The sequence below is a fragment of the Dendronalium sp. ChiSLP03b genome, assembly GCF_034531165.2.
Taxonomy (GTDB): domain Bacteria; phylum Cyanobacteriota; class Cyanobacteriia; order Cyanobacteriales; family Nostocaceae; genus Dendronalium; species Dendronalium minutum.
On the sequence record NZ_JAVRBR020000150.1, the window covers coordinates 1 to 21,714 of the forward strand.

18 protein-coding genes and 2 pseudogenes are annotated in these 21,714 nt (G+C 41.5%); 5 read left to right on the forward strand and 15 right to left on the reverse strand.

Features of this window, described 5'->3' with window-relative positions; genetic code table 11:
• Positions 1-422: 422 nt before the first annotated feature.
• The 9 genes and pseudogenes from RMY31_RS34845 to RMY31_RS34885 all read right to left on the reverse strand — a co-directional run bounded on the left by RMY31_RS34845 (position 423) and on the right by RMY31_RS34885 (position 6,562).
• Positions 423-1,622: a nucleoside hydrolase gene (locus tag RMY31_RS34845; RefSeq protein ID WP_322663934.1), complete on the reverse strand. Its 1,200-nt coding sequence runs from the start codon at positions 1,620-1,622 to the stop codon at positions 423-425.
• A gap of 388 nt (positions 1,623-2,010) precedes the next feature.
• The gene (locus RMY31_RS34850) at positions 2,011-2,190 is read right to left on the reverse strand and encodes a hypothetical protein (RefSeq protein ID WP_409879327.1); all 180 of its coding nucleotides are present in this window, start codon (positions 2,188-2,190) and stop codon (positions 2,011-2,013) included.
• Positions 2,191-2,245: 55 nt separating this feature from the next.
• Positions 2,246-2,434, reverse strand: a complete 189-nt coding sequence (gene rpsU / locus RMY31_RS34855) for a 30S ribosomal protein S21 (protein ID WP_322663933.1) — start codon at positions 2,432-2,434, stop codon at positions 2,246-2,248.
• Positions 2,435-2,550: 116 nt separating this feature from the next.
• On the reverse strand, positions 2,551-2,856 hold the full coding sequence (locus RMY31_RS34860) for an RNA recognition motif domain-containing protein (RefSeq protein WP_322663931.1): 306 nt from the start codon (positions 2,854-2,856) through the stop codon (positions 2,551-2,553).
• Positions 2,857-3,270: 414 nt separating this feature from the next.
• Positions 3,271-3,567: pseudogene (locus RMY31_RS34865) on the reverse strand (IS630 family transposase); the annotation flags it as partial.
• A 137-nt stretch (positions 3,568-3,704) separates the two neighbouring features.
• On the reverse strand, positions 3,705-4,070 hold the full coding sequence (locus RMY31_RS34870) for a transposase (RefSeq protein ID WP_322663929.1): 366 nt from the start codon (positions 4,068-4,070) through the stop codon (positions 3,705-3,707).
• A 70-nt stretch (positions 4,071-4,140) separates the two neighbouring features.
• Positions 4,141-5,416, reverse strand: a pseudogene (locus RMY31_RS34875) (DEAD/DEAH box helicase); the annotation flags it as partial.
• Between the two features lie 286 nt (positions 5,417-5,702).
• Complete coding sequence (locus RMY31_RS34880) at positions 5,703-6,308, reverse strand: hypothetical protein (protein WP_409879330.1); 606 nt, start codon at positions 6,306-6,308, stop codon at positions 5,703-5,705.
• A gap of 122 nt (positions 6,309-6,430) precedes the next feature.
• Entirely contained in the window at positions 6,431-6,562 is a 132-nt protein-coding gene (locus RMY31_RS34885) for a hypothetical protein (RefSeq protein WP_322663927.1), read from the reverse strand.
• Positions 6,563-6,792: 230 nt separating this feature from the next.
• Between RMY31_RS34885 and RMY31_RS34890 the strand changes: the two genes are divergently transcribed.
• The 4 genes from RMY31_RS34890 to RMY31_RS34905 all read left to right on the forward strand — a co-directional run bounded on the left by RMY31_RS34890 (position 6,793) and on the right by RMY31_RS34905 (position 14,289).
• Positions 6,793-6,957, forward strand: a complete 165-nt coding sequence (locus RMY31_RS34890) for a hypothetical protein (protein WP_322663925.1) — start codon at positions 6,793-6,795, stop codon at positions 6,955-6,957.
• Between the two features lie 303 nt (positions 6,958-7,260).
• Entirely contained in the window at positions 7,261-7,437 is a 177-nt protein-coding gene (locus RMY31_RS34895; RefSeq protein WP_322663923.1) for a hypothetical protein, read from the forward strand.
• A 311-nt stretch (positions 7,438-7,748) separates the two neighbouring features.
• Positions 7,749-9,881: an AAA-like domain-containing protein gene (locus tag RMY31_RS34900; RefSeq protein WP_322663921.1), complete on the forward strand. Its 2,133-nt coding sequence runs from the start codon at positions 7,749-7,751 to the stop codon at positions 9,879-9,881.
• Between the two features lie 25 nt (positions 9,882-9,906).
• A complete protein-coding gene (locus RMY31_RS34905; RefSeq protein ID WP_322663919.1) occupies positions 9,907-14,289 on the forward strand; it encodes an N-acetylmuramoyl-L-alanine amidase in 4,383 nt (1,460 codons plus the stop codon).
• A gap of 145 nt (positions 14,290-14,434) precedes the next feature.
• On the opposite strand, the gene RMY31_RS34910 is transcribed toward RMY31_RS34905, so the two are convergent.
• The 4 genes from RMY31_RS34910 to RMY31_RS34925 are packed head-to-tail and all read right to left on the reverse strand — an operon-like array spanning position 14,435 to position 18,909.
• A complete protein-coding gene (locus RMY31_RS34910) occupies positions 14,435-16,228 on the reverse strand; it encodes a response regulator (RefSeq protein WP_322663917.1) in 1,794 nt (597 codons plus the stop codon).
• Between the two features lie 17 nt (positions 16,229-16,245).
• Complete coding sequence (locus RMY31_RS34915; RefSeq protein ID WP_322663915.1) at positions 16,246-18,393, reverse strand: peptidase domain-containing ABC transporter; 2,148 nt, start codon at positions 18,391-18,393, stop codon at positions 16,246-16,248.
• A gap of 6 nt (positions 18,394-18,399) precedes the next feature.
• Positions 18,400-18,615, reverse strand: a complete 216-nt coding sequence (locus tag RMY31_RS34920) for a hypothetical protein (protein ID WP_322663913.1) — start codon at positions 18,613-18,615, stop codon at positions 18,400-18,402.
• Between the two features lie 45 nt (positions 18,616-18,660).
• Positions 18,661-18,909 carry a hypothetical protein gene (locus tag RMY31_RS34925; RefSeq protein ID WP_322663911.1) on the reverse strand — a complete coding sequence of 83 codons (249 nt, stop codon included), beginning with the start codon at positions 18,907-18,909 and terminating at the stop codon, positions 18,661-18,663.
• Positions 18,910-19,319: 410 nt separating this feature from the next.
• On the opposite strand from RMY31_RS34925, the gene RMY31_RS34930 reads away from it, so the two are divergent.
• Entirely contained in the window at positions 19,320-19,631 is a 312-nt protein-coding gene (locus RMY31_RS34930) for a LysR substrate-binding domain-containing protein (RefSeq protein WP_322663909.1), read from the forward strand.
• A gap of 664 nt (positions 19,632-20,295) precedes the next feature.
• Here the strand turns inward: RMY31_RS34930 and RMY31_RS34935 are convergent.
• Positions 20,296-20,607, reverse strand: coding sequence for a hypothetical protein (locus RMY31_RS34935; protein ID WP_322663907.1), 312 nt, complete (start codon positions 20,605-20,607; stop codon positions 20,296-20,298).
• A gap of 335 nt (positions 20,608-20,942) precedes the next feature.
• Complete coding sequence (locus RMY31_RS34940) at positions 20,943-21,689, reverse strand: SagB/ThcOx family dehydrogenase (protein ID WP_322663905.1); 747 nt, start codon at positions 21,687-21,689, stop codon at positions 20,943-20,945.
• Between the last annotated feature and the right edge of the window lie 25 nt (positions 21,690-21,714).

Genomic DNA, 21,714 nt, shown 5'->3' on the forward strand with positions numbered 1-21,714 from the left:
ACTTCACCAATGTAGTAACCATAGAAGCCCAGAACCACGCTCAATAGCAGGCTTAAAAGCACTATTGTTAATTCGGTTAAAGCTTTCAGGGTACTTTTCATGATACAAGTTTCTCTACATCAGTAACGGGTGGCGAGCGCCGCCAGTGGGGCGCTCTTAACTTGCACATTTTAGAACTGTTATGTAGTAAGGCTTTGAGAAGCATCATAAAAATGTGCTTGTTTCATATTTTGCTAGTGCGTTGCTGCCCTAGTTAGAGGCTCAAATCTAGCTAGCCTGTCTTGTTCAGTATTATTGACTTTTGATTTTGGCATACAAACACACCCCACACTATTCGCGATAGTAACTCGCGAATTATTTTCCCTCTCTCTTATATTTTTTCCAAATTGGGATGTTCCCTCTGAAAAGGCGTTACTTATAAATCAAGTTCTCTGAGACTGCTTTTTGCATTTTATTAATTCTCGTACTGCTAGTAGAGTACTAAAAGCTAGAGAACCAAATACTGTTACAGGTTCAGGCACTGTTTTACTTTTAAACACTTCATGTGTGCTGAAACTGATATTGTTAAAGCTAGCATTTAGGCATACGTTCACATTAGAAGGTAAGCCATTAACTTTAACTGTTTGTCCTTGAGTTTCACTAGGTGCTGTATTAGTCACAACTTCTAAATGCAAAGGTACTTCATTACAGAACGACGACTCACTTAGGTTAATAGCGGCAACCAAATCCCAAACTTGAACAGGATTTTCTACTCCTCCAGCAACCACTGACAATGAATAATCCATTAACTGTGATGCCAATATGCTTTCAGGTGTGCCAACTGCTTTCCAAGCATCTCGGTCTGCTGCCGTGAACGTGATTGGGTTTGTTGCATCAAGAGGAGTTAGGGAAATTGGCAACCCTGACGAAAATACTTCTTGTGCTGCAACTGGATCTGCCCAAATATTGAACTCTGCAACTTGATTCTGCGCCAGAATTGGATCGGTATGAAAAGTTAAATTCCCCTCTACATTCACTGCACCACCCATAATTTCCACAGCCGCAATCTTATTTTCAATTGATGGTTCTTGGCGAAGTGCTTGTGCAATGTTGGTTAATGAGCCAGTTGCCAAAATTGCCACAGGTTCTGATGACTGCTTAACAGTATCGATAATCAATTGAGCAGCATTTCGCTCATCCACAGTTCCACTGGGTATTTCCGTTAAAGAAGGTACATATGGTGTGTAAAAACCATCTGCATCGGCTCGCCATACTTCGGGAAAAGCGTTACTTCCTGCTAGGGGTACTTCACTGCCAACTCCTACTGGTATTTCTGGAACATCCAGCCGATTGAGAGCTTTGAGCAATTTCTCACCAAATATTTGTGGGTGAGCCATACCATGAGAAATGGTGATTGCTTTGACTTGAAATTTGGGGTTTTGCAACATATAGGCTAAAGCAATCAAACCGTCCTGGCTACCGTCATCATCCACGATTAAAGGGATGGGTTGATTACTAGTCCTGAAGTCAGCACCAAGAACTGGTTGAGTGTGAATGAATTCAACTACTAGTGCTGCACCTAATACCAGCCCAGTAATGACTTTAGTAACAACAGCTTCTAAGGTTGAAATTTTCGGAATCATTATCTTTATAGAGGTAAAACATGCTCTTGGTTGTTCACCGATATATTACTGTATTGTCATTTCTTGAAGGTTAAGAAAACTGCATTTTTAATAAATTGGGATAGTCAAAGGCAAAAAAACAATTTGGGTCAAGGCTTTTAGAAAAATTTAATATTTCCTAAATCTTCGTTGATTTGGCACTCTTAAGAATAAAGAAATTAGTTTACACACACAACGTCAAAGCTAGAAATTGGTTTTCCAATTTTGGAATCTTTGGGCTTATTGCAGCTTTTCCAGAGGTGAAGTAGGGGCAATTGACGCTACTTGATACCGCACAGAAGAGCATATACTGTGTGCCTGGGTGAATATTTGCTTTTGGGTTAGGGCAGAGTATATACTGTACTCTGCACTAAAAAGAAATTTTATCTGCGTCTGCTTCCTCCTTCTGAACCCAAGGCTTACACCCAACAAACCATGACCGCGCAAGAAAGGTGCGAGACATTGGTGGCTGTAATCCTTTATAGATAAAGCCTTGAAGCCAGTAAGAATTACCATTGCTTAATTTTTGCTTACTGCTGCTAAATTCCATAGAAAAAAACCCTCATAAACACTATGAGGGCATTCGTTTATATTTATGTCAGTTCTCAAGTGCGGAAACGTCTTTTACCCTGCTTTTGTAAAGCTTGTTTTTTGCGCTTGGATTTTTCAATAGGCGTTTCAAAGTGACGATGCTTCCTCATATCTTGAAAAATCCCTGCCTTGGAAACTTCTCGCTTAAATCGGCGTAATGCTGACTCAAGGTGTTCATTTTCACCCACTACTACTTGGGTCATTATTTCTCCTACTAAATCGACTTCATCAATGGCACGATCGGGCGATAACAGTGTAAAAAAAAGAAAGACTCATTGTCTAACCTTAAGGCTTGCTTGTGAATTTTAAGGTTTAAAGCTTAGTAGCGGTTACGTCCACCGCCACCGTATCCTCCCCGATTACCACCAAACGAACCTCTGTCTTCCTTGGGTTTAGCCTTATTCACTTTCAGGTCACGACCCATCCATTCAGCACCATCAAGAGCTTCAATGGCAGCAGCTTCTTCAGCATCTGAATTCATGTCCACAAAAGCAAAGCCGCGCAGACGACCTGTTTCACGGTCATTTGGTAGCACAACCCGCTTAACAGTACCATATTCGCCAAAAACACCTCTAATATCATCTTCTGTAACTTGGTAAGAAAGATTACCTACATAAATTGACATCGATTTTCTCCAAAATTATCAGCGTGTAGAGATTTAAATTTCGGAGATAAGCCTGTGAATACTAAAAACAAACACTGTCACCGAATTAACTCTCCTAATTAGGATGACATAGAAGCCAACTCTATGCATCCAGTAGATGCTTAGTTAACCAGTGATGGCGTGGGTGCAGTTGCAACTGGGGAGATAAAGCTAATGCTACCTAACACTTTTGTCTTATTGTCTTACACAGGCTTACGGTTGAAGCAATATAGCAATTCTCAGTTGGGTGCAGTATAGTAACAGCAGTGGGTGAACCATCCAATAATGTCTTTTTTAGTTACTGCATTGAAGGCATTTGTAATGGTCTGGTCTAACTCTTGATATGTTCTAGCAGCTTGCGAACGCAAAAACTCTTTCACCTTCGACCAACAGTTTTCAAGCTTGTGAAAAATCGGGAGAGTAAGGAGACAAGTAAACTAATCTTGCCCCAATAGATTCAATTGCTTCTTGGATACTTTTAACCTTGTGGGAACTGAAATTATCCATAACTACACAAGCACCAGGCCAAAGTTTAGGAACTAAAACTTGAGTGACATAAGTGTAAAATGCATTGCTATCTGTGCCTCCTTGAAAGGTGATTGCGGCAATAATCCCCTCCAATGACATAGCCCCAATCATTGTCACATTTTTCCCACGTCCATCAGGGCGATCGTCATAAGCACGACTACCTTTAGGGGAACGAGCGCTGAGGCCGAGTCATGGCGATGTTAACTCCCGCTTCGTCGATAAATACCAGGTCGGCTAGGTTTACGGTTCCAATTGTTGTCCAATACTCTAGTCTGAGTTTTTGTACTCGCTCGGTGTATCGCTCACTGGGATGTATTGTTTTTTTTGCGGGTTAGATTCAGCTTTTGGGTGATTCTTCCCATTGTGGCTCGACTTATTTTCACTCCAGCCCTTTGTTGCAAGCGCTCACACAACTCCACCAAAATAGCATCATTATCTTCCTCCACTAGGAGCATTACTAAAGCTATTTGTTCGCTATTTAATTTGGCTGATTGACCTCCACCGTGAGGTTTTGGTTCAACTGTTCCACTACTACGGTATCTTCTGAGTAAACTCTGAACAAAACTTAGACTGACACTAAATCGTTTTGCTAGTTCTCGTTGAGAGCCTTCTTGATTCTTATATGCATTTATCACTTTTTCACGGAGGTCAGTGGAGTATGCTTTCATCCCATATCTACTTACAAATTACATTCTCCATTCTCTCATCCTATATTGCACTCAAGTGAGAACTGCTATATTAGCTTTCGTTGATCAACCGCAGCAACTCTTGTGTTGATATTTTGCCACTTAGATCGGCACCTTCGAGCAGGCTGTCTGCCAAATCTCGCTTGTGGTGATGCAAATCCACAATCTTATCTTCAATAGTATCTTTCGCTACTAAACGATAGATAGTAACTGGGCGTTGTTGTCCGATGCGATGGGCGCGGTCGGAGGCTTGGTCTTCTAACGCTGGGTTCCACCAGGGGTCCATATGGATTACGTAATCAGCGGCAGTGAGATTGAGACCAGTACCACCCGCCTTGAGGCTAATTAAAAATACATCTCCTGACCCAGCTTGGAAAGCATCTACCCGTTTTTTGCGTTCTGGAGCGGGAATACTGCCATCTAAGTATTGAGAACTAATACCTTGCTTATCTAGATAATCTCGAATGATGTGCAAATGGTCAACGAACTGACTAAACACAAGGGCTTTATGGCGATTGTCCAGCAGATCGCCCAGCACCTCAGCAAAAAGTTGCAATTTCGAGCTGGATAGTTCAGTATCAGGCATAACGAGGCTGGGATTACAGCAAGCCCGGCGCAATTTCATAATTTCTGCTAGCACTTGCAGGTGTTTCTGACCAGCAATTGCTTCACTTTCAGTCAGTTTGGATATTGCCTCCCGCCGCAACGCTTCATAAAATGCCATTTCCTCCCAGGGCAAACGCATCTAAAGTATAAGAATCCTTTAATAGCAAGGGTTTTGGCGTTTTTAAAGTTAGCCTATTTTTTCGTCAATATCCTTATCCTGCAAGGGTTTTAGAAATACCGTGCGTTCGCCCTGCATTTCCTCCCGACTCAATTCCACATGCAACAGAATCTCAGTACGAGAAGGCAACTCTTCTAGCACCTGATTTTTTGTACGACGCAACAGGAATGGTTGAATGAGTTTTTTGAGTTTGTTGCGTACTTGATTTGTCCTGAAATTTCTCAATTGGGATTGCAAAGCGTTGATTGAAGCTTTCAAACGAACCCAGAAGTCCAGGATTAATAAAGCGGAACAAATTCCACAGTTCGCCGAGGTGATTCTCAATCGGAGTCCCGGTGGTAATCAGCTTAAAACCACCTTTGAGGTTCATTGCCGCCTGGGAACGTTTGGTGGTCATATTTTTGATTGCCTGGGCTTCATCTAGCACAATTGTTTGCCACTGCACCTGGGACAGCATTTGGGATACTTCTTCCTGCTGCAACAGACCGTAGCTGCATACCAACATATCAAACGGTTGTAACCCAAAGAGTAATTTTTGGCGATCGCGTTTCCCTTTTTTGACGATTAATTCTGGTTCTCCCTTGACGATTTCCATACGGGTGGTGGGCGAATCTTCCCAAAAGACCAATGGGTGTCCAATTAAGGCAGAGATTGCCTTTGCGTTGAACGTATACTCGGTTTTGCCGTGATATCCATAATCGTAGTCAGTAAATGTTTCAATGCAGGCACATACCCGGATATCCTGGGGCGTGAGATAATCAAACTCACCCAGGTTCCCGCTCATGCGCTTGATAGCTATGGGACGACCTTTGCTTCACTCCCCTTTGGCGTTAATCTTTTGCTCGCTCCTGGCTTTTCTGAGGGCTTTGAGACCAACTGTGTAATATTTGGTTATTGCAGATTTGCTCGAAGATTTTATTTACAGATATCTTATTGCTCTGACTGTATTTCTGGTAGTCTTCAATCTGTTTATTAATGAAATTGGGGTCGTGACGGTAAAAACCAATACGAACTTCTCTGATGAACTGGCGCTCGCTCTGGAAATACCGGGTTCCGCTTGCGTAACCACTAGATATAGGTAACACTTTGGAGACAGAGGTCGCTAGGATTTCAAAATATCCTGCTTTTACCGCATCACGAGTAGCAATCTCTGTTATGAGCGGATGGCATTTAGGGCCTTGCCCGCTTGACTGAACTAGCAAGCCTGCTGCTAATAATCCATCAATGTGGCGGCTTAAGCTTTTGTTAATAAAAGGTTTATTGTTTTCATCTAACGTGCCGATTTGATTGAGGCAATTCATGAATGAAGTTCTGTTTATCGGTTCATAAATCACCGAAAATAATTGCACAATCTTTTGGTCTATGTGTGATAGCTGACGATAGTCTTTAGCAAGTTGCATTTGTAGTTTTGTGCTATCAGCATCAGAATCGGTCATGGTACTAATCATCAACACCATTGTCAGGCACTTTAGTAGATTTTGTCACCAGCAAAGCCTCAAGCTGGGATATAAGCTCTTGCGCTTTTTGATGAATTGCAGGATTTTCTAAATTAGCTTCCCTAGTCAAATCGTAAAGCTTTTTGAGCCGGGTTTTCGTGTGCTTGATATTGATAAATTCCTGGGCGATCGTCATATTTAGCTTCAGAAGCTTGTACAAATTCTCCACTTTTTATAAGACGAGCCTTTTTCATATTATTAATATTGTATTTTATTAATAACATTTATAATATTTTATTATTTTGTGTAATGACTTGAGTGATTACTCGTATTTTGATAAAGTTTACCAGGCAGTGTTTAGTAATTAATATTGTTAACTGCATCAATTTTATTGCATTTGGTCACTGTACGCCGAATACTTGTAGAAAATGGCTTGATTGATAAGATTGCTTTTGATAGTTTTCTAGAAAATATATTTAGTTAAGTGCGATCGCTCTTTCAAACCAACGGTGCAACTAATGCCCACACTGGATTATTGCACCAAGCGATTCACCAGCTATGGCATGGTTCGGTTACTGAAGCGAAACAACTGCTGGCGCGGCAGATAGCAAGGGAGAGCGAATGTGTTGATGCTGTTGTAGGGGTATAGGGATGGCGAGGGGTTTTAAGAATGGTGGGTATGAGTGGACTTACTGCTCCTAGCGCTATAGAAATGCTTATTATCATTGGCAGAAAAATGGGCAGAAGAAAACCAAATACATTCCCAAAAAATTACTAGGGGATATTCAAGAAGCCGAAGCTGCTAAACGTTCAGTTGTAGAGATATTAGGGCTATTGGGGGTTGAGGTCAGCCCTAGTAAATTACTAGGGGATAAACAAATAAACCCTAGTAAAATGCGGCGAAACAAGGGGGAGGGTAGCGGTAGTATTCATTAGCGCACGATTACCAAGAATGGCAAGGATTACTAGCAGGTGTACTATCACGCTTGAGTTTTGGAGCGAGGGCGATCGCACCCTCAAGTCATCGAAGTATATCCCCAAGCGTTTACTGAAGCGCGTTCAGCAGATGGAGCAACAGAAAGCGGTGGTTAGGGAGATTTTGCGGGTGTTGAGAATAACGAAACGATGATTTTGAAGCTGAGTTCACGCCTGACTACACCAAGCCATGGATTAACTGAAGCACGGTTCGGTTGGTGAAGCCAAACAACTGATGGGTTGGCAGATAGCCCAAAAGAGCGAACGTTAAGAAAATTACTATTTTTGAGGAGAAATCGATTTTTTCCAAATTTTATTCAGCTTATTTACTAACGTAAATCTACTGACACTGCTAACATAATTTTAAATGCTGTTCTGAGGATTTGTACGATTAGAGCCACAATTACATGAAAAGTGGTAGCTATCGGTGTTTAGTGGCTTGTCTCTTCTTTAGAATTAACTGCCGTGAAAAGGATTTTGATTTTAACAGCTAACCCAAAGAATACAAGCAGACTACGCCTGGATGAAGAGGTGAGGGAAATTCAGGCAGCGTTGGATCAGTCAAAACAACGAGACGAATTTGAAATCATCACTCGTTGGGCAGTTCGAGTAGACGATCTACAGCCGATTCTACTGGATCACAATCCTGATATAGTTCATTTTTCAGCGCATGGTGGAGGAAGCCAAGGTTTAGCACTAGAAGACGAACTAGGGCAAATGCAACTGGTCAGTTCCACAGCGTTAGCAGGGCTGTTTAAGTTATTTAAGGCGAAAGTAGAATGTGTCTTTTTGAACGCCTGTTATTCTGAGGAACAGGCAAAAGCAATTCATCAGCACATTAACTGCGTGGTAGGAATGAATCAAGCGATTGGAGATATCGCAGCTGTTAAGTTTGCTAAAGGTTTTTACCGAGCGATCGCGACTGACAAAACTTACAAAGAGGCTTTCGAGTTTGGGTGTAATTTAATCGATCTTCAAAATATCCCGGAGTCTTCTACACCAGTAATTAAGCTTAAAAAGCCAACTCAGGTAAAACGCAAGAAAGCTGTATCTGCCTCCACTAAGACAACCAGAGTGTTCATTAGCTACCGCAGTCAATCTCCCGATAGAGACTTGGCTCAACAGTTTTTTGAGACGCTGACGGCAGCAGGGCATGAAGCATTTATGGCAGGGGAAAGTATTCGGCTGGGTGAAAACTGGCCGGAGCGTATAGATAGAGAATTAGAGCAATCTGATTACTTTCTGCTATTGTTATCTCAGAAATCTGCAACCAGTGAAATGGTGACAGAAGAAGTAAGGCGTGTGAAACAGTTGCAGGATTTACGCCCCAATCATAAACCAGTTATTTTGCCAATTCGCATCAATTTTCCTTTGAATTCGCCGCTGAATTATGATTTACGGGGATATTTACAAAGAATTCAACAGCGAGAATGGAAATCATCTGCTGATACGCCTCAAATTTTGGAAGAAATTTTGACTATTTTGGCAGAAGGTCATGAGCTTAGTTTGACGCAAGAGGAGCTAATAACAACTCCACCTGCTATAGAAAGCTTAGAATCTCCACCTTTACCAGTTGCAGAACCAGAATTGCCGGAAGGGCAGGTAGATTTGGCTTCTCTATTTTATGTGGAACGCTTTCCTATCGAGTTTGACTGTTATGAAGCAATTTTGAAGCCTGGTTCTCTTATCCGCATCAAAGCACCCCGGCAAATGGGTAAAACTTCACTAATGGCACGTATTCTTCATCGAGCCTCACAACAAGGTTCTCTAATCGTATCTTTGAGTTTTCAACAAGCAGATAGTAAAGTGTTCGCAGACTTGGAGCAATTTTTGCGCTGGTTCTGTGCAAGTGTCGGTCGAAGACTGCGATTACCAAATCGGTTAGCGGATTACTGGGACGATATTTTTGGTAGCAAAGATAATTGTACGGCTTATTTTGAGGAGTATCTTCTAGCACAAATCAGCGAACCCTTAGCTTTGGGTTTGGATGAAGTCGATCTTGTATATCAGCACCCTGAAATTGCTTCTGATTTTTTTGGACTCCTGCGTGCTTGGCATGAAGAGGCAAAGAATGGAGGCATATGGAAGAAATTGCGATTGATAATAGCTCATTCAACGGAAGTTTATATCCCAATGAATATTAATCAATCGCCTTTTAATGTAGGGCTATCAATTGAGTTGCCGGAGTTTAACGTTGAGCAGATCCAAGATTTAACACGCAGACATGGGTTAAATTGGGGTTCTAGCCAAATTGAACAACTGATGGCAATGGTTGGAGGACATCCCTACTTGGTACGAGTAGCACTTTATCGCATTGCACGGCAAGCTACCACGTTGGAGGAATTACTAAAAGTTGCTCCTACAGATGCTGGGCCTTTTGGCGACCATTTGCGACGACACTGGTGGAATCTGAAACAACATTCAGACTTAGCAATGGCAATGAAACAAATTGTTGCAACAAGCACACCAGTACAGTTAGAGCCAATACAAGCTTTTAAATTAAAAAGTATGGGATTGGTAGAACTAGAAAGCAATAACGTTTTACCCAGGTTCAATTTATACCGCCAGTATTTCCGCGATCGCGCGGCTTCTTTATAACGAAAATCTTATAGTTTCTCTGTATATGAACGCAGCACAAAATCCAGCCTATGAATATCAAGTCGGAGGGAGCTTGCCAATTGATGCTCCTACTTATATATTGCGGCAAGCAGACCAAGACCTTTATCAAGGATTAAAGGCAGGAGAGTTTTGCTACATACTGAATTCGCGGCAAATGGGCAAGTCTAGCTTGCGGGTACAAGTTATGCAAAGACTGCGAGCAGAGGGCGTTGCCTGTGCAGCAATTGATTTAACCAGAATTGGCAGCCAGCAAGTAACACCAGACCAGTGGTATGCAGGGATTATTCGGATTTTGGTCAGCAGTTTTGAACTTTCAAAAAAGTTTAATTTGCGGAGTTGGTGGCCTGAACAAGATCATCTTTCGCCGGTGCAGAGGTTAAGTGAATTTATTGAAGAGGTACTGCTGCCAGAAATTGATAACAATATTGTTATTTTTATTGATGAAATCGATGGTGTCCTCAACCTCAAGCATACTGTGGGAACTGACGATTTTTTTGCTTTCATTCGAGACTGCTATAATCGACGTGCTGATAAGTCAGAATATAAACGCCTAACTTTTTCTCTTTTAGGAGTAGCAACGCCGTCAGATTTGATTGAAGATAAAAAACGCACCCCTTTTAATATCGGTCGAGCAATTGAACTATCTGGTTTTAGTTTAGAAGAAGCACAGCCATTAGCTATAGGATTGGTCGGTATAGTTAGTAATCCTCAGCTAATACTGCAAGAAGTATTAGCTTGGACTGGTGGGCAACCCTTTCTAACTCAAAAACTTTGCAGATTCATCCTTGGAGCTTCCCCTCCTTTATCAGATAATAATGAGACGTTGTGGCTAGAAAACTTAGTGCGCTATCGTGTGATTGAAAATTGGGAAGTCCAGGATGAACCTGAGCATTTGCGGACGATATCTGAGCGAATTTTAAGCAGTGAAAAAAGAGCAGGAAGGCTTTTAGTACTGTATCAACAAATTTTGCAACAAGAAAAAGTTGTAGCTAATGATAGTTCTGAACAAATGGAATTGCGGTTATCAGGACTAATAGTCAAGGAACAAGGTTATTTAAAAGTTTATAACCATATTTACCAGTCAGTGTTTAGTCTGAATTGGGTTAGTCAAGCTTTAGCAAATTTACGACCATATGCACAATCAATAGAGTTATGGCTAGCTAGTAATCGTCAGGATGAATCACGACTGTTGATTGGAAAAGCATTGCAAGATGCGAACACCTGGGCCAGAGGTAAAAGTTTAAGCGATTTGGATTATCAGTTTCTAGCTGCTAGCGAGGATTTGGACAAACGAGATGTGCAGAAAAAATTGGCAGCAGAAGAACAGGCAAAGCAGGTTCTAGCAGAAGCTTACCGCAAAGCTAATCAACGCATTCGCATTGGAACGGTGGTGTTGGGGATAACTTTGGTAGGGGCAGTGGTATCTGGAATCTTTATCTTATCAATTAATAGACAGGTGCAGCTAGCTAAAAAAAGTACACAATTAGAAAAAAAAGGAATTATAAACCTAGAGCAATTTGAGTCTGATTCTGTGAAAACTTTGGTAGCTGCGATTGAAAATGGAAAAGAGTTAAAAGAATTGGTGGATCGTAATCGTCTGGAAAAATTGGAAGAGTATCCGACTACCAGTCCTGTTTTAGCTTTACAGACGATCCTAGACAAGATGCCACAACCAAAAGTACTCCAAGAGAAGAATATTATTGACAGTGCTAGCTTTAGTTCTGATGGGCAATATGTTCTCACTACGGTAGGAAAGACAGTCAAAGTGTGGAATAATTTGTCTGGACAGGAAATTGTAACTTTGAAAGGACATCAAAACACAGTAAATAGTGCCAGCTTTAGCCCAGATGGACAACGCATCGTCACTGCGAGCAATGATAAGACAGCTAAAGTGTGGGATTTATCTGGGCGTGAGATTGCTACTTTGAAATATCAAGGCATAGTAAATAGTGCCAATTTTAGCCCAGATGGGCAACGCATAATTACTGCTGCTGATGACAAGACAGCAAAAGTGTGGAGTTTGTCTGGAGAAGAAATTATTACCTTACCCCATCAAGATAATGTCAATGTCAATAGTGCCAGTTTCAGCCCAGATGGACAATATATCGTTACTATTTCTTGGAAAGAAGTTATAGTTAAAAATCCTAGTTCCTCAGACGAAACTGAAATTATCAACCAAATAGCCAAGGTGTGGAACTTGTCTGGACAGGAAATTTTTTCCTTGAAAAGCAATCAAGGCAAGCTAGACAGCGCCAGTTTTAGCCCGGATGGACAAAGAATTGTCATTGCTGGTGATGACAAAACAGCCAGTGTGTGGGATATATCTGGACGAAAAATCCTGACCTTGCAACATCAAGATAGGGTCAAGAGTGCCAGTTTTAGTCCAAATGGAAAGTATATCATTACTACTTCCGACCCAAATAATAAAGTTAAGGTGTGGGATTTATCCGGACAAGAAATTGCTGCATTAGGATCTCAAGACAATGTTAATAGCACCAGTTTTAGTCGAAATGGAAAGTATATCGTTACTACTTCCGACCCAAATAGTACAGTTAAGGTGTGGGATCTGTCTGGAGAGGAAATACGGAACATCCTTAACTTAAATCATTTAAATCCTGTCAAGAACGCCAGTTTTAGCCCAGATGGAAAACGCATAGTTACTATCACTTCTGATGGCTCGGCTCGTATTTGGTTAGTACAACCGCTCCCTTTGCAAGGATATTTGGGTAATTTTAGCCCAGATGGGAAGCACATTCTGACGATCTCCTTGGACAGGACAGCTACAGTGTGGGATATATCTGGACAGCAAATTGCTACCTTACAAGGAAATCAAGACATAGTAAATAGTGCCAGTTTTAGTCCAGATGGAAAACATATTTTAACAGTCTCCTTAAATAAAACAGCTAAGGTGTGGGATATATCTGGACAGCAGATTGCTACCTTAGAAGGACATCAAGATATAATAAGCAGCGCCAGTTTTAGCCCTGATTCTCAATATATTGTTACAGCCTCACTTGACAAGACAGCTAAGGTATGGGACATATCTGGACGAAATATTGCTACCTTGAAAGGTCATGAGGGCGTAGTAAATAGTGCCAGTTTTAGCCCAGATAGAAAACGTATACGTATACTTACTGCTGCTGATGATCAGACAGCTAGGGTATGGGATATATCTGGAAGAAATATTGCTATCTTAAAAGGTCATAAAGGTATAGTAAATAGTGCTAGTTTTAGCCTAGATGGAAAACATATCGTTACTGCAAGCAATGACAAGACAGCTAGGGTATGGGATATATCTGGACGAAATATTGCTACCTTGCAAGGACATCTGGGTCTTGTAAACAGTGCTAATTTTAGTCCAAATGGTCAGTATGTTGTCACTTCATCTGTTGATAATACTGCTAAATTATGGAATATCTCGTCTGACCAACCAATTGCTACCTTGCAAGGACATTTAGGTAGTGTAAACAGTGCTAGTTTTAGCCGGAATGGACAACGCATTCTTACCACTTCTCTTGATGAAACTGCTAGAGTGTGGAGTTTGTCAGGACGGGAAATTGCTAATTGGTCTAATGTTGATAAAGCCAGTTTTAGCCCAGATGGTCAGAATATCCTTACTACTTCCTTTAATAATTATGCTTATATACGCTCAGTCAAAAACTTAGATCAACTACTAACGCAGGCCTGTGAATGGTTACAAGGCTACATACCCTATGGGGCTGATATACGTGAGACTTTAAAACTTCCTACTTGGCAACAAACTGGACAAATATGTAATTTTTCCTCAACAGTAACTTTGCCACCTGCATCTTTAACACCCCAGAAAAAAATTGTAGTAGTCGATCCCGGACATGGTTTGCCCCCAGATACTGGAACCAAAGGCTTTGTGGTTGAAGACGATGTAGCTTTATCTATCAGCAAAAAAATAGCAGCGATTTTGCAGCAACATGGTGTTCAAGTATTGCTAACGCGGGATACATATGACAATGTTTCTGTAAGTAGCATAAAAGACAGCTTGTCATATAGGGCAAACAAAGCAAGACAGGTTGGCGCTTCCTTATTTATTAGTATTCATGCAACTGCATTTAATAACAAAGTAAATGGAATTGAAACATATTCTGATACCAATAGTCGGCAACTAGCCAGAGTAGTTCACAGTAGCATTATTCAGAATATTAGTGGCTTAAGAGATAGAGGGGTTAAATCAGGTGACCATTTATTTATAATCAGGAATAATAGTGTACCTGCGATTTTAATAGAGACAGGTTTTATCGATCACCCCAAAGATGGATTGCGATTGAGCAATATAGATTACCAGAATCAAATGGCTGATGCGATCGCTAGTGGTATTCTCAAGTATTTACAACAAAACGAAGTAACTGAATAAGAGCTAATTTTTAAATAAATTTAAAGTTTTTGTTGGTGGAGATAGGGAACAGGGAACAGGTAAAAAGTGTACTGAGTTTTTTTCAGAAATCAAATGTGAGTCCTATATTAAGGAATCTCTTGTAAATAGTCGCTTTGAATATTAATTATAAATTGGTAAGTAGACGAGCTTTTTTAAGAAGAAACTGTAAAAGTGTTTCTTGTTTTGAAACTATATCTGCCGATCCTTCCATCCCTGCTTGCAGGATACATTCTTTATCCCCTGCTTCGAGCTTAAAACTTTTGGGTTTAATTGTGATTTCATAAGTTTTCAAAGCCTCAGAAGATTGATTTTGGGACATAAAGACATCTGGAGAAACAGCACTTACTGTTCCTTGAAGGATGCCATATTCTGGATAAGGACAAGCAGAAACCCGCATCTGTACATTTTGCTTGGTTTCCACCTTGCCGATGTCAGCAGAAGTGACAAATGCTTTTACTATTAAAGGAGCATATCTAGGAGCAATTTGGGCAATTTCATCACCTGGACGAACAAATTGCTGGCGATTGCGGAGATTAAGTTTTTGAAGAATACCAGCAACAGGGGCACGAATGACTGTATTTTTCAGTTCCGTGGCAATTTGTTGGAGTTCGTGGCGATCGCTAATCAGTCTCGTCTCGATTTCTATACGTCGCTGGACTAATTCTTCTTTTGCTTGATTTAACTGGGCAAGAGTCGCTTTTCCACTGGCGCTGGTTTGGGCGATGTTCTTGTTTGCTATTGCTACTGCTGCATTGCTAGGATTAATCGCTGCTTGCACTCTTTGCAGTCTCGCTTTAGCAGTTTTGAGGCCTGCTTCTCTTTCTCTTAATTGAAGTTGGGGAATCGCCCCTGTGTTTGCTAGTTGTTGATATCTAGCCAGTTCTTCTTGTGCTAATTCTAAGGCTGCTTCTGCTTCGGTGACTTCTGCAACAGTGGTAATTTTGCTATCTTCGTACTGTCGTTGATTTAGTTTCAGTTCTGCCTTGGCTGAAGCGATCGCCTGTTGTATTTTATCTGTTTCTGCTGCCATCTGCCGATCCAAAGTCTGAAGCTGGGCATTGATTTGCTGGATTTGTTGTTGGTTTTGGAAAATACTTACTTGCAGTTGCTTCTTTTTTGTTTGCAGGCGGGAATCTTCTAAATAAGCGATTGCTTCCCCTAATTCAACTTTTTGGTTATCTTTAACTTCGATGCGGGAAATAGTCCCTTCAGTAGCGGCTTGAACCAAGCGCAATTCACCCGCAGGACGCAACATAGCTGGAGCTTTGACAGTAGTTTTGAATTTCAGGACGCTAGCAAGCAAAATTCCACTACCAAATATTACCAAGCAAGCGAACCCTGCCCATGTCAACTTACGACTAATATTAGGAAGAAATTCCTCCGGGGTGGCAATGTGCAGGGATTTGGTAATGAGTTTAGGCTTTGATTCGCTGTATTCGTTAACGGTATTTACGATTTTTTCTTCTGGTTTTGGAGAATTAATTTTTACCCATTGTCCGCCGCCAATGCAAGCATATCCTTTGTGAACAAATTGAATAGCCTCTTTCAATTGAGCAGCAGACGTTTTTTGTTTAGAGACATAGCCCATCGCCCCTGCTGCAAATGCTTTATTTATATAATCTTCACTATCATTGGAACTGAAAGCTAAGACTTTAATGCCTATAAATTGGTTACAGATAATCTGGGCAGTACTTACTCCATCCAGATTGGGCATTTCTATGTTTAAAAGTACTATATCGGGTTGTAATATTTTTACTTGGGCGATCGCACCATGACCGTCATCAGCAGTTCCCACTACCTGTAAATCTGACTCTGACTTGAGCATATTCGTGAAATCGTCTCGAATGGATTTTTGCTCATCTACTATGAGAATGCGAATCATGGATGGGTTAACCCCTTCGGGGAATTCAAAAGTCAAAAGTCAAAAGTCAAAAGTCAAGGGGTTAAAAAATGTAAATGCTCTCCAGAAAGCTTTTGTAAATCTTCTGGTGTTCCCTGTAGCATCAACTTACCTTTATCTAACAACACAATCCAATCAGCACGCAAGATGACTCGGGGACGGTGGCTGATCGTAATTGTGGTTTTTCCCTGACGATACCACAACAGCCTATCCAGCACTTTTGTTTCTAAAACTGGGTCTAATGCCCCTGTGGATTCATCTAAAATCAAGACTGGTGGCTCTTTAACAATTGCCCTGGCTAAAGCAAGTCTTTGCCGTTGTCCCCCAGAAATATTCGCCCCGAATTCTCCTAAAACGGTGTTATATTTATCAGGCATTTCGCTGATAAATTCATCTGCGTAGGCGACTTCACAAGCTCTGACAACTTCTTCTAAGGTAATATCAGGATAACTAAAACGGAAATTATCTAAAATAGAACGCTGCCAAAAATGGGGTTCTTGGGGAACTAACACTACCTGTTGACGCAGAGAATCTAAAGATAAGTCCTGCTGGTTGTAAATGCCATAGCGGATATTTCCCGATTGCAGTGGATATAGTCCTGCAATCAGTTTGGCAAGGGTACTTTTACCACAGCCAGATTGACCAATCAGGGCGGTAACTTGACCTCCGGGAATAGTCAAGGAAAAATCTTCAAGTAAGTCTACCCTACCTGCATGGTGAAAGTTGAGTTTTTTACAAAAAATATCAGCATCACTCAATATATATGCATAAGCTTTTTTAGTTTCTTCTTCGTCGTCCTCTGGGGTACTGTCGATGACTTCTGTGAGTCTTTCCATCGCCGTTCTGGCAAGGGCAAATTCATCTACGAAATCGATGACAGAACCAATAAACCCGGTAAAATTACCGTTCATGCTGTTAAAAGCCAGCAATTGACCGATAGTTAATACCTTACCGATAACTAAAGTACTGCCAAACCAAAGTAAAGCGATACTACCTAATCCAGAGACTAAACTGGAAAATATACCGTTAAGAATATTAATTTCAATTGTATTAAAGGTAACATTAGCCAAGCGACCAAATCTTTCTTGAAATTCCTCCCAAGCTTGAGGTTTGGCATTGGTACTTTTTAATGTTAATGCCCCTTTGAAAGTTTCTACTAACATCCCCTGATTTTCCGCCGATGTCACCAAAACCGCCCGGGTTTTCTGTTGCAAAGTCGGTAAAAAAATCATGGTAGAAAGACTCATTAAAGCTGCGATTAATACTGCTAATAGTGTCAATTGCCAGCTATAGAAGACCATCAAGCCAAAAGACACAACAGCAATAAAAAAGCGGCTGGGAAAGCCGATAACTACTTGAGAAACCAATTGATTGATTTCTCTAATATCTCTTAAACGACTGATAATCTCTCCACTGCGACGGGCTTCGTAATAAGTCAAAGGTAGCCGTAAAATTTGCCGTCCAAATTCTAAAACTAATCCTAATTCTAATCTTTGGGCAAAATGGGCAATTAAGTTTGATTGAATGAACCGCAGAAAACTACTAAACAGATTTATCGCCATTACTCCAATTACCACCGTGGTGAGTAACTGGGTATCTCCTCGCACCAACACATCATCAGTGAGGATTTGCAGGAGGAAGGGGAAAGCCAACGCCAGTAAGCCAATTACTAAGTTGAGGAGGATGACTTCAATTAAGAGACGGCGATAGGGTAAAACCCTTTTGAGAAAGCGACCGAAACCCCCGATATTTTCCTCTGGTTGTTGATAAAAGCGCAGTTCATCGGGAGTCAGTAGCAACATTACCCCGTTCGTCCAAGCTGTGTTTAATTCTTTACGAGTTAAGTAACGAATACCCACAGCAGGGTCAGCTATGATGTACTTTTTGCGCTTCTTCCCGTATAAAACTACCCAGTGGTAGCCCTTCCAGTGAATAATAGCTGGTAGGGGTGCTTGGTCGAGATGGTCGAGGAGTTCAGGAGAGGCTTGCACCTGACGGGCGTTAAATCCCAGAGTTTCTGCCCCTCGTCTGAGTCCTAGTAAGGTAGTACCCAATTGTCCCGTACCAACTGCTTCGCGGATGCGACTAATGGTAAATCTGCGTCCGTAATGTAAGGAAACTGTAGCTATACAAGCTGCACCACAGTCTTCTTCACTATGTTGTTGGACAATTGGGTATTTCATCAGTGGCTAAACACCATCGAAGTGAGGATTGTTCGGGTTGAACAAACCTCCATTTCCTGGTATGCCAGCGTTTCCTGGTTGACCTGCATCTGGATTGTCTGCGGCATGGGGGTTATTTCCATTGCCATTAAAATAACCTCCGGTTTGAGGTTCGCCTGTATTTCCTCTACCACCAGAAATTTGTTCGGAAGTGCGATCGCTTAAATCGGTAAAAAATTCCATTGTATTTCTCCTTATCAACTGAAAGATGTGTTAGTTTCTGAGATTTTATTTTTTGCCGATGATACCTTCTTCTTGGAAGAAGTGATTAGCATTCTCAGGTGCTGTGTTGCCAGCTTTCACTCCATTTTGTAAATCTCCAAATTTAGCTTCCTGCTTAACCAAGAGTGCATCAGCGTTTTCTGTGGCTGTTGCCTGCCCGGGAGCATTTGAAGCATTACCATTATTCGCTGAATATGCTTGACCACCAGAAATTTGTTCAGAAGCGCGATCGCTTAAATCGGTAAAAAATTCCATTGTATTTCTCATTGAATTAATTATTAATGGGAAAACTAAAAGTAGTACCCAATTTTCCGTTAACCACTACTTCTCGGATGCGATTGATAGAAAATCTGCGTCCGTTCCGTAGTGTAAGTAACCTGTTAAACAATGGGGTATTTCATTGCTTATGGTATTTAGTCCTCAAAGTGAGGATTGTTGGGGTTGAAAAACCCTCCAGTTCATGGCTCGCCTGATTTTCCTTGCGATCCAGGTGGCTATTGTAGATTTGGATTTACATGAGGATTATTGCCATTACCATTAGGCATAACATTACGATCTCGTAAATGTAACAGTCAATGATTTATACAAAACATCCTACTTTTCCCACTTTTCCCACTTTTGATACTTAACTTATAAAACTGTAAAATACTATAAAATTTATCGGGATGTCTGAAGAAAAGTATCCTGGGCGGAACGATCGCATCCGTGATGTTTGTCGTTGCGCTGGCTTCTTGCCAAATCTGCATTTGTTTGCCGATAGTCACCCCTCAATGATTGCTCTGGTTGCCGCAGGGCAAGGAGTCGGACTGATGCCGAATGAAGGAGCCGCCCTGCCTCATTCCCAAGTTGTCTTTATGACACTCCACCATCCGATCTACTATGGGCGATCGACTGCTGCGTGGAGAAAAGAAACACCTACTAAATCTTTAGAGAAATATCTCCAAATTCTGTTTGAGAATGGAGAAGCGAGTGTCTAAGTCCCGATGAACTACCCCTGACTATTATCCTTATCTCAAGTTCGGACAATTAGTTATGATTCCTACAGTCATTGAACCCCACCCCGCTGCTTCCGTCTCCCCTCCCGAAGCGGCGGGGTGGGGATTAAGGGGTGGGGTTCTTGGGTTTTAATAAGTAATCAAGCAAACATGATATTATTCGCTGAATATGCTTGATCTCCAGAAATTTGTTCGGAAGTGCGATCGCTCAAATCGGTAAAAAATTCCATTAGTATCTATAGCTTTTGATATTCTCAATATCAGAGCAAAAATGCAAGGACAGTTAAGACATTTAAGCAATAATTTTGAAACAGTTAAGATAGGTCAGAAAAATATTTCATAAATTGATTCAAATTTGCTCAGTCTATAAAAAAAATTTATAAATTAGATCGGTTCGGTTGTTGATAACTGCATTGGGTATGTTCTCATCATCTCCTGCAATTCCACAGCCTCCCCATCAGGCGTATAAACGACCCCACCTGACATTGCCAACACGATTCTCTGCTTCCGCGCCCACTCGAACCATTCGCTGATAACGGCGGTAAGGGTATTCTTGCCCTTAGCCCCACTCTTGCACGAATTGATAAACAGGCCAGTCGGGTTATCGCACCAGCCTTCTGCGATGTCTGCGACAAGCCGCAAGCGTCTACGCATCCTTCACCCTAGCAATCGCCCCCTGTACATTCGCCCAATGCTTCTTAACCACCCCCAAGCATGGCTGGGGATTAATCCGCAATCTCCTCAACTCGTTGCAAACCTCTGCAATCTCCCGCTTGCTCACCTTACCCGTATTTGAATCAGCTTCGACCTCAGATGCGGAAAACTGGTCTTCATCAAAATCCAATTCTTCAGTCGAGTCATCCAGTTCAGGCTCATCAACATAGCAAAAGCTAGGTCTAGAAGGACTTTGGGAATTACCAGGTCGAGGAGGTAAAACGAAATACTCTGAAGAAGACATAGTTTTTTTGGAAGAATGCCTCAAACAAGAACCACGTACATATAACAGTGTTCAATTAGCTCAGAAATTAGAAAGCGATCGCTCTATTAAACTGAGTCCCGACAGATTAAGACGGGTACTCAAAAAAAGGGGGTTATTTGGAAACGAGCCAGAAAGAGCCACAAAGGGAAACAAGACCCGAAAGTCAAACAAATAAAGCAAGCAGACAAGGATATTGATGAAAAAAGAGACTCAATTATAAAACGCCCAAACCCTTGCTATTAAAGGATTCTTATACTTTAGATGCGTTTGCCCTGAGATGTTGTCTAATCATGTTTTGGCTTCAATTAGACATCTTAAAATGATAATTGTTGGTCGCTACGAGTACCAACTGCAACACAATAAACCGCGGCATGATGTCTCCCGTCAATACCCAACATGGCGTTCATGCTTATGTCATGGAATCCACCGATGCAAAGACTGTCGAGTCCCAATTGCACAGCCATTAGACACATATTTTCAGCCTGATGACCAGCTTCCAAAAGCGCAAAGCGGTAGCCGCGCGCACCGTATTTACACATCGATCGCATAAATACAGATGTAAATACGAACAGAGCATTGGCATTAACTGCGTAATCTTGTTGCAATAAGGGTTCTACAAAGTCTGCTGGCACGGCATCATTGACTCGATGCAACCCGTGACCACGGGCTTCATAGTGATACAATCCGGCAGCTAGACCTTCTACCGCCTGGGTGGATACGAAAATTTCAATTGGATAAAGTCCTCCCGCAGAGGGGGAGTTTCGAGCTTCATAGGTGTAACCATCCATTTCACGCAACCCATTGATGCCGCATCCTGCATCTAGTAACTGAGCCAATGAGATCAGTGGCATGACTGTATTCTCAAACGCTCGCACAGAACAACGTCGCTGCAAAAGCTCAGTCAGTGGGTTATCACGTGGTGCTGGCGGTAGTTCCAGAAAAGCAGCCTCTGGCAGATACCGCATTTCAGTAGCCGATACACGCTTGACATAACTTTGGGGTACTGGAGAGTTCAAATGATACAAAAGAGCTAACTCCAGTGGTTCGTTGACTTTGTACATCGCTTTGATTTCCTCATCTTCCGAA

Coding starts and splice junctions, on each gene's coding strand:
- RMY31_RS34845 (WP_322663934.1), bottom strand. CDS start 1,622: ATGATTCCGAAAATTTCAACCTTAGAAGCTGTTGTTACTAAAGTCATT.
- RMY31_RS34850 (WP_409879327.1), bottom strand. CDS start 2,190: ATGGAATTTAGCAGCAGTAAGCAAAAATTAAGCAATGGTAATTCTTAC.
- rpsU (WP_322663933.1), bottom strand. CDS start 2,434: ATGACCCAAGTAGTAGTGGGTGAAAATGAACACCTTGAGTCAGCATTA.
- RMY31_RS34860 (WP_322663931.1), bottom strand. CDS start 2,856: ATGTCAATTTATGTAGGTAATCTTTCTTACCAAGTTACAGAAGATGAT.
- RMY31_RS34870 (WP_322663929.1), bottom strand. CDS start 4,070: ATGAAAGCATACTCCACTGACCTCCGTGAAAAAGTGATAAATGCATAT.
- RMY31_RS34880 (WP_409879330.1), bottom strand. CDS start 6,308: ATGACCGATTCTGATGCTGATAGCACAAAACTACAAATGCAACTTGCT.
- RMY31_RS34885 (WP_322663927.1), bottom strand. CDS start 6,562: ATGAAAAAGGCTCGTCTTATAAAAAGTGGAGAATTTGTACAAGCTTCT.
- RMY31_RS34895 (WP_322663923.1), top strand. CDS start 7,261: ATGGCAAGGATTACTAGCAGGTGTACTATCACGCTTGAGTTTTGGAGC.
- RMY31_RS34905 (WP_322663919.1), top strand. CDS start 9,907: ATGAACGCAGCACAAAATCCAGCCTATGAATATCAAGTCGGAGGGAGC.
- RMY31_RS34915 (WP_322663915.1), bottom strand. CDS start 18,393: ATGAAATACCCAATTGTCCAACAACATAGTGAAGAAGACTGTGGTGCA.
- RMY31_RS34920 (WP_322663913.1), bottom strand. CDS start 18,615: ATGGAATTTTTTACCGATTTAAGCGATCGCACTTCCGAACAAATTTCT.
- RMY31_RS34925 (WP_322663911.1), bottom strand. CDS start 18,909: ATGGAATTTTTTACCGATTTAAGCGATCGCGCTTCTGAACAAATTTCT.
- RMY31_RS34930 (WP_322663909.1), top strand. CDS start 19,320: ATGTCTGAAGAAAAGTATCCTGGGCGGAACGATCGCATCCGTGATGTT.
- RMY31_RS34935 (WP_322663907.1), bottom strand. CDS start 20,607: ATGTCTTCTTCAGAGTATTTCGTTTTACCTCCTCGACCTGGTAATTCC.
- RMY31_RS34940 (WP_322663905.1), bottom strand. CDS start 21,689: ATGTACAAAGTCAACGAACCACTGGAGTTAGCTCTTTTGTATCATTTG.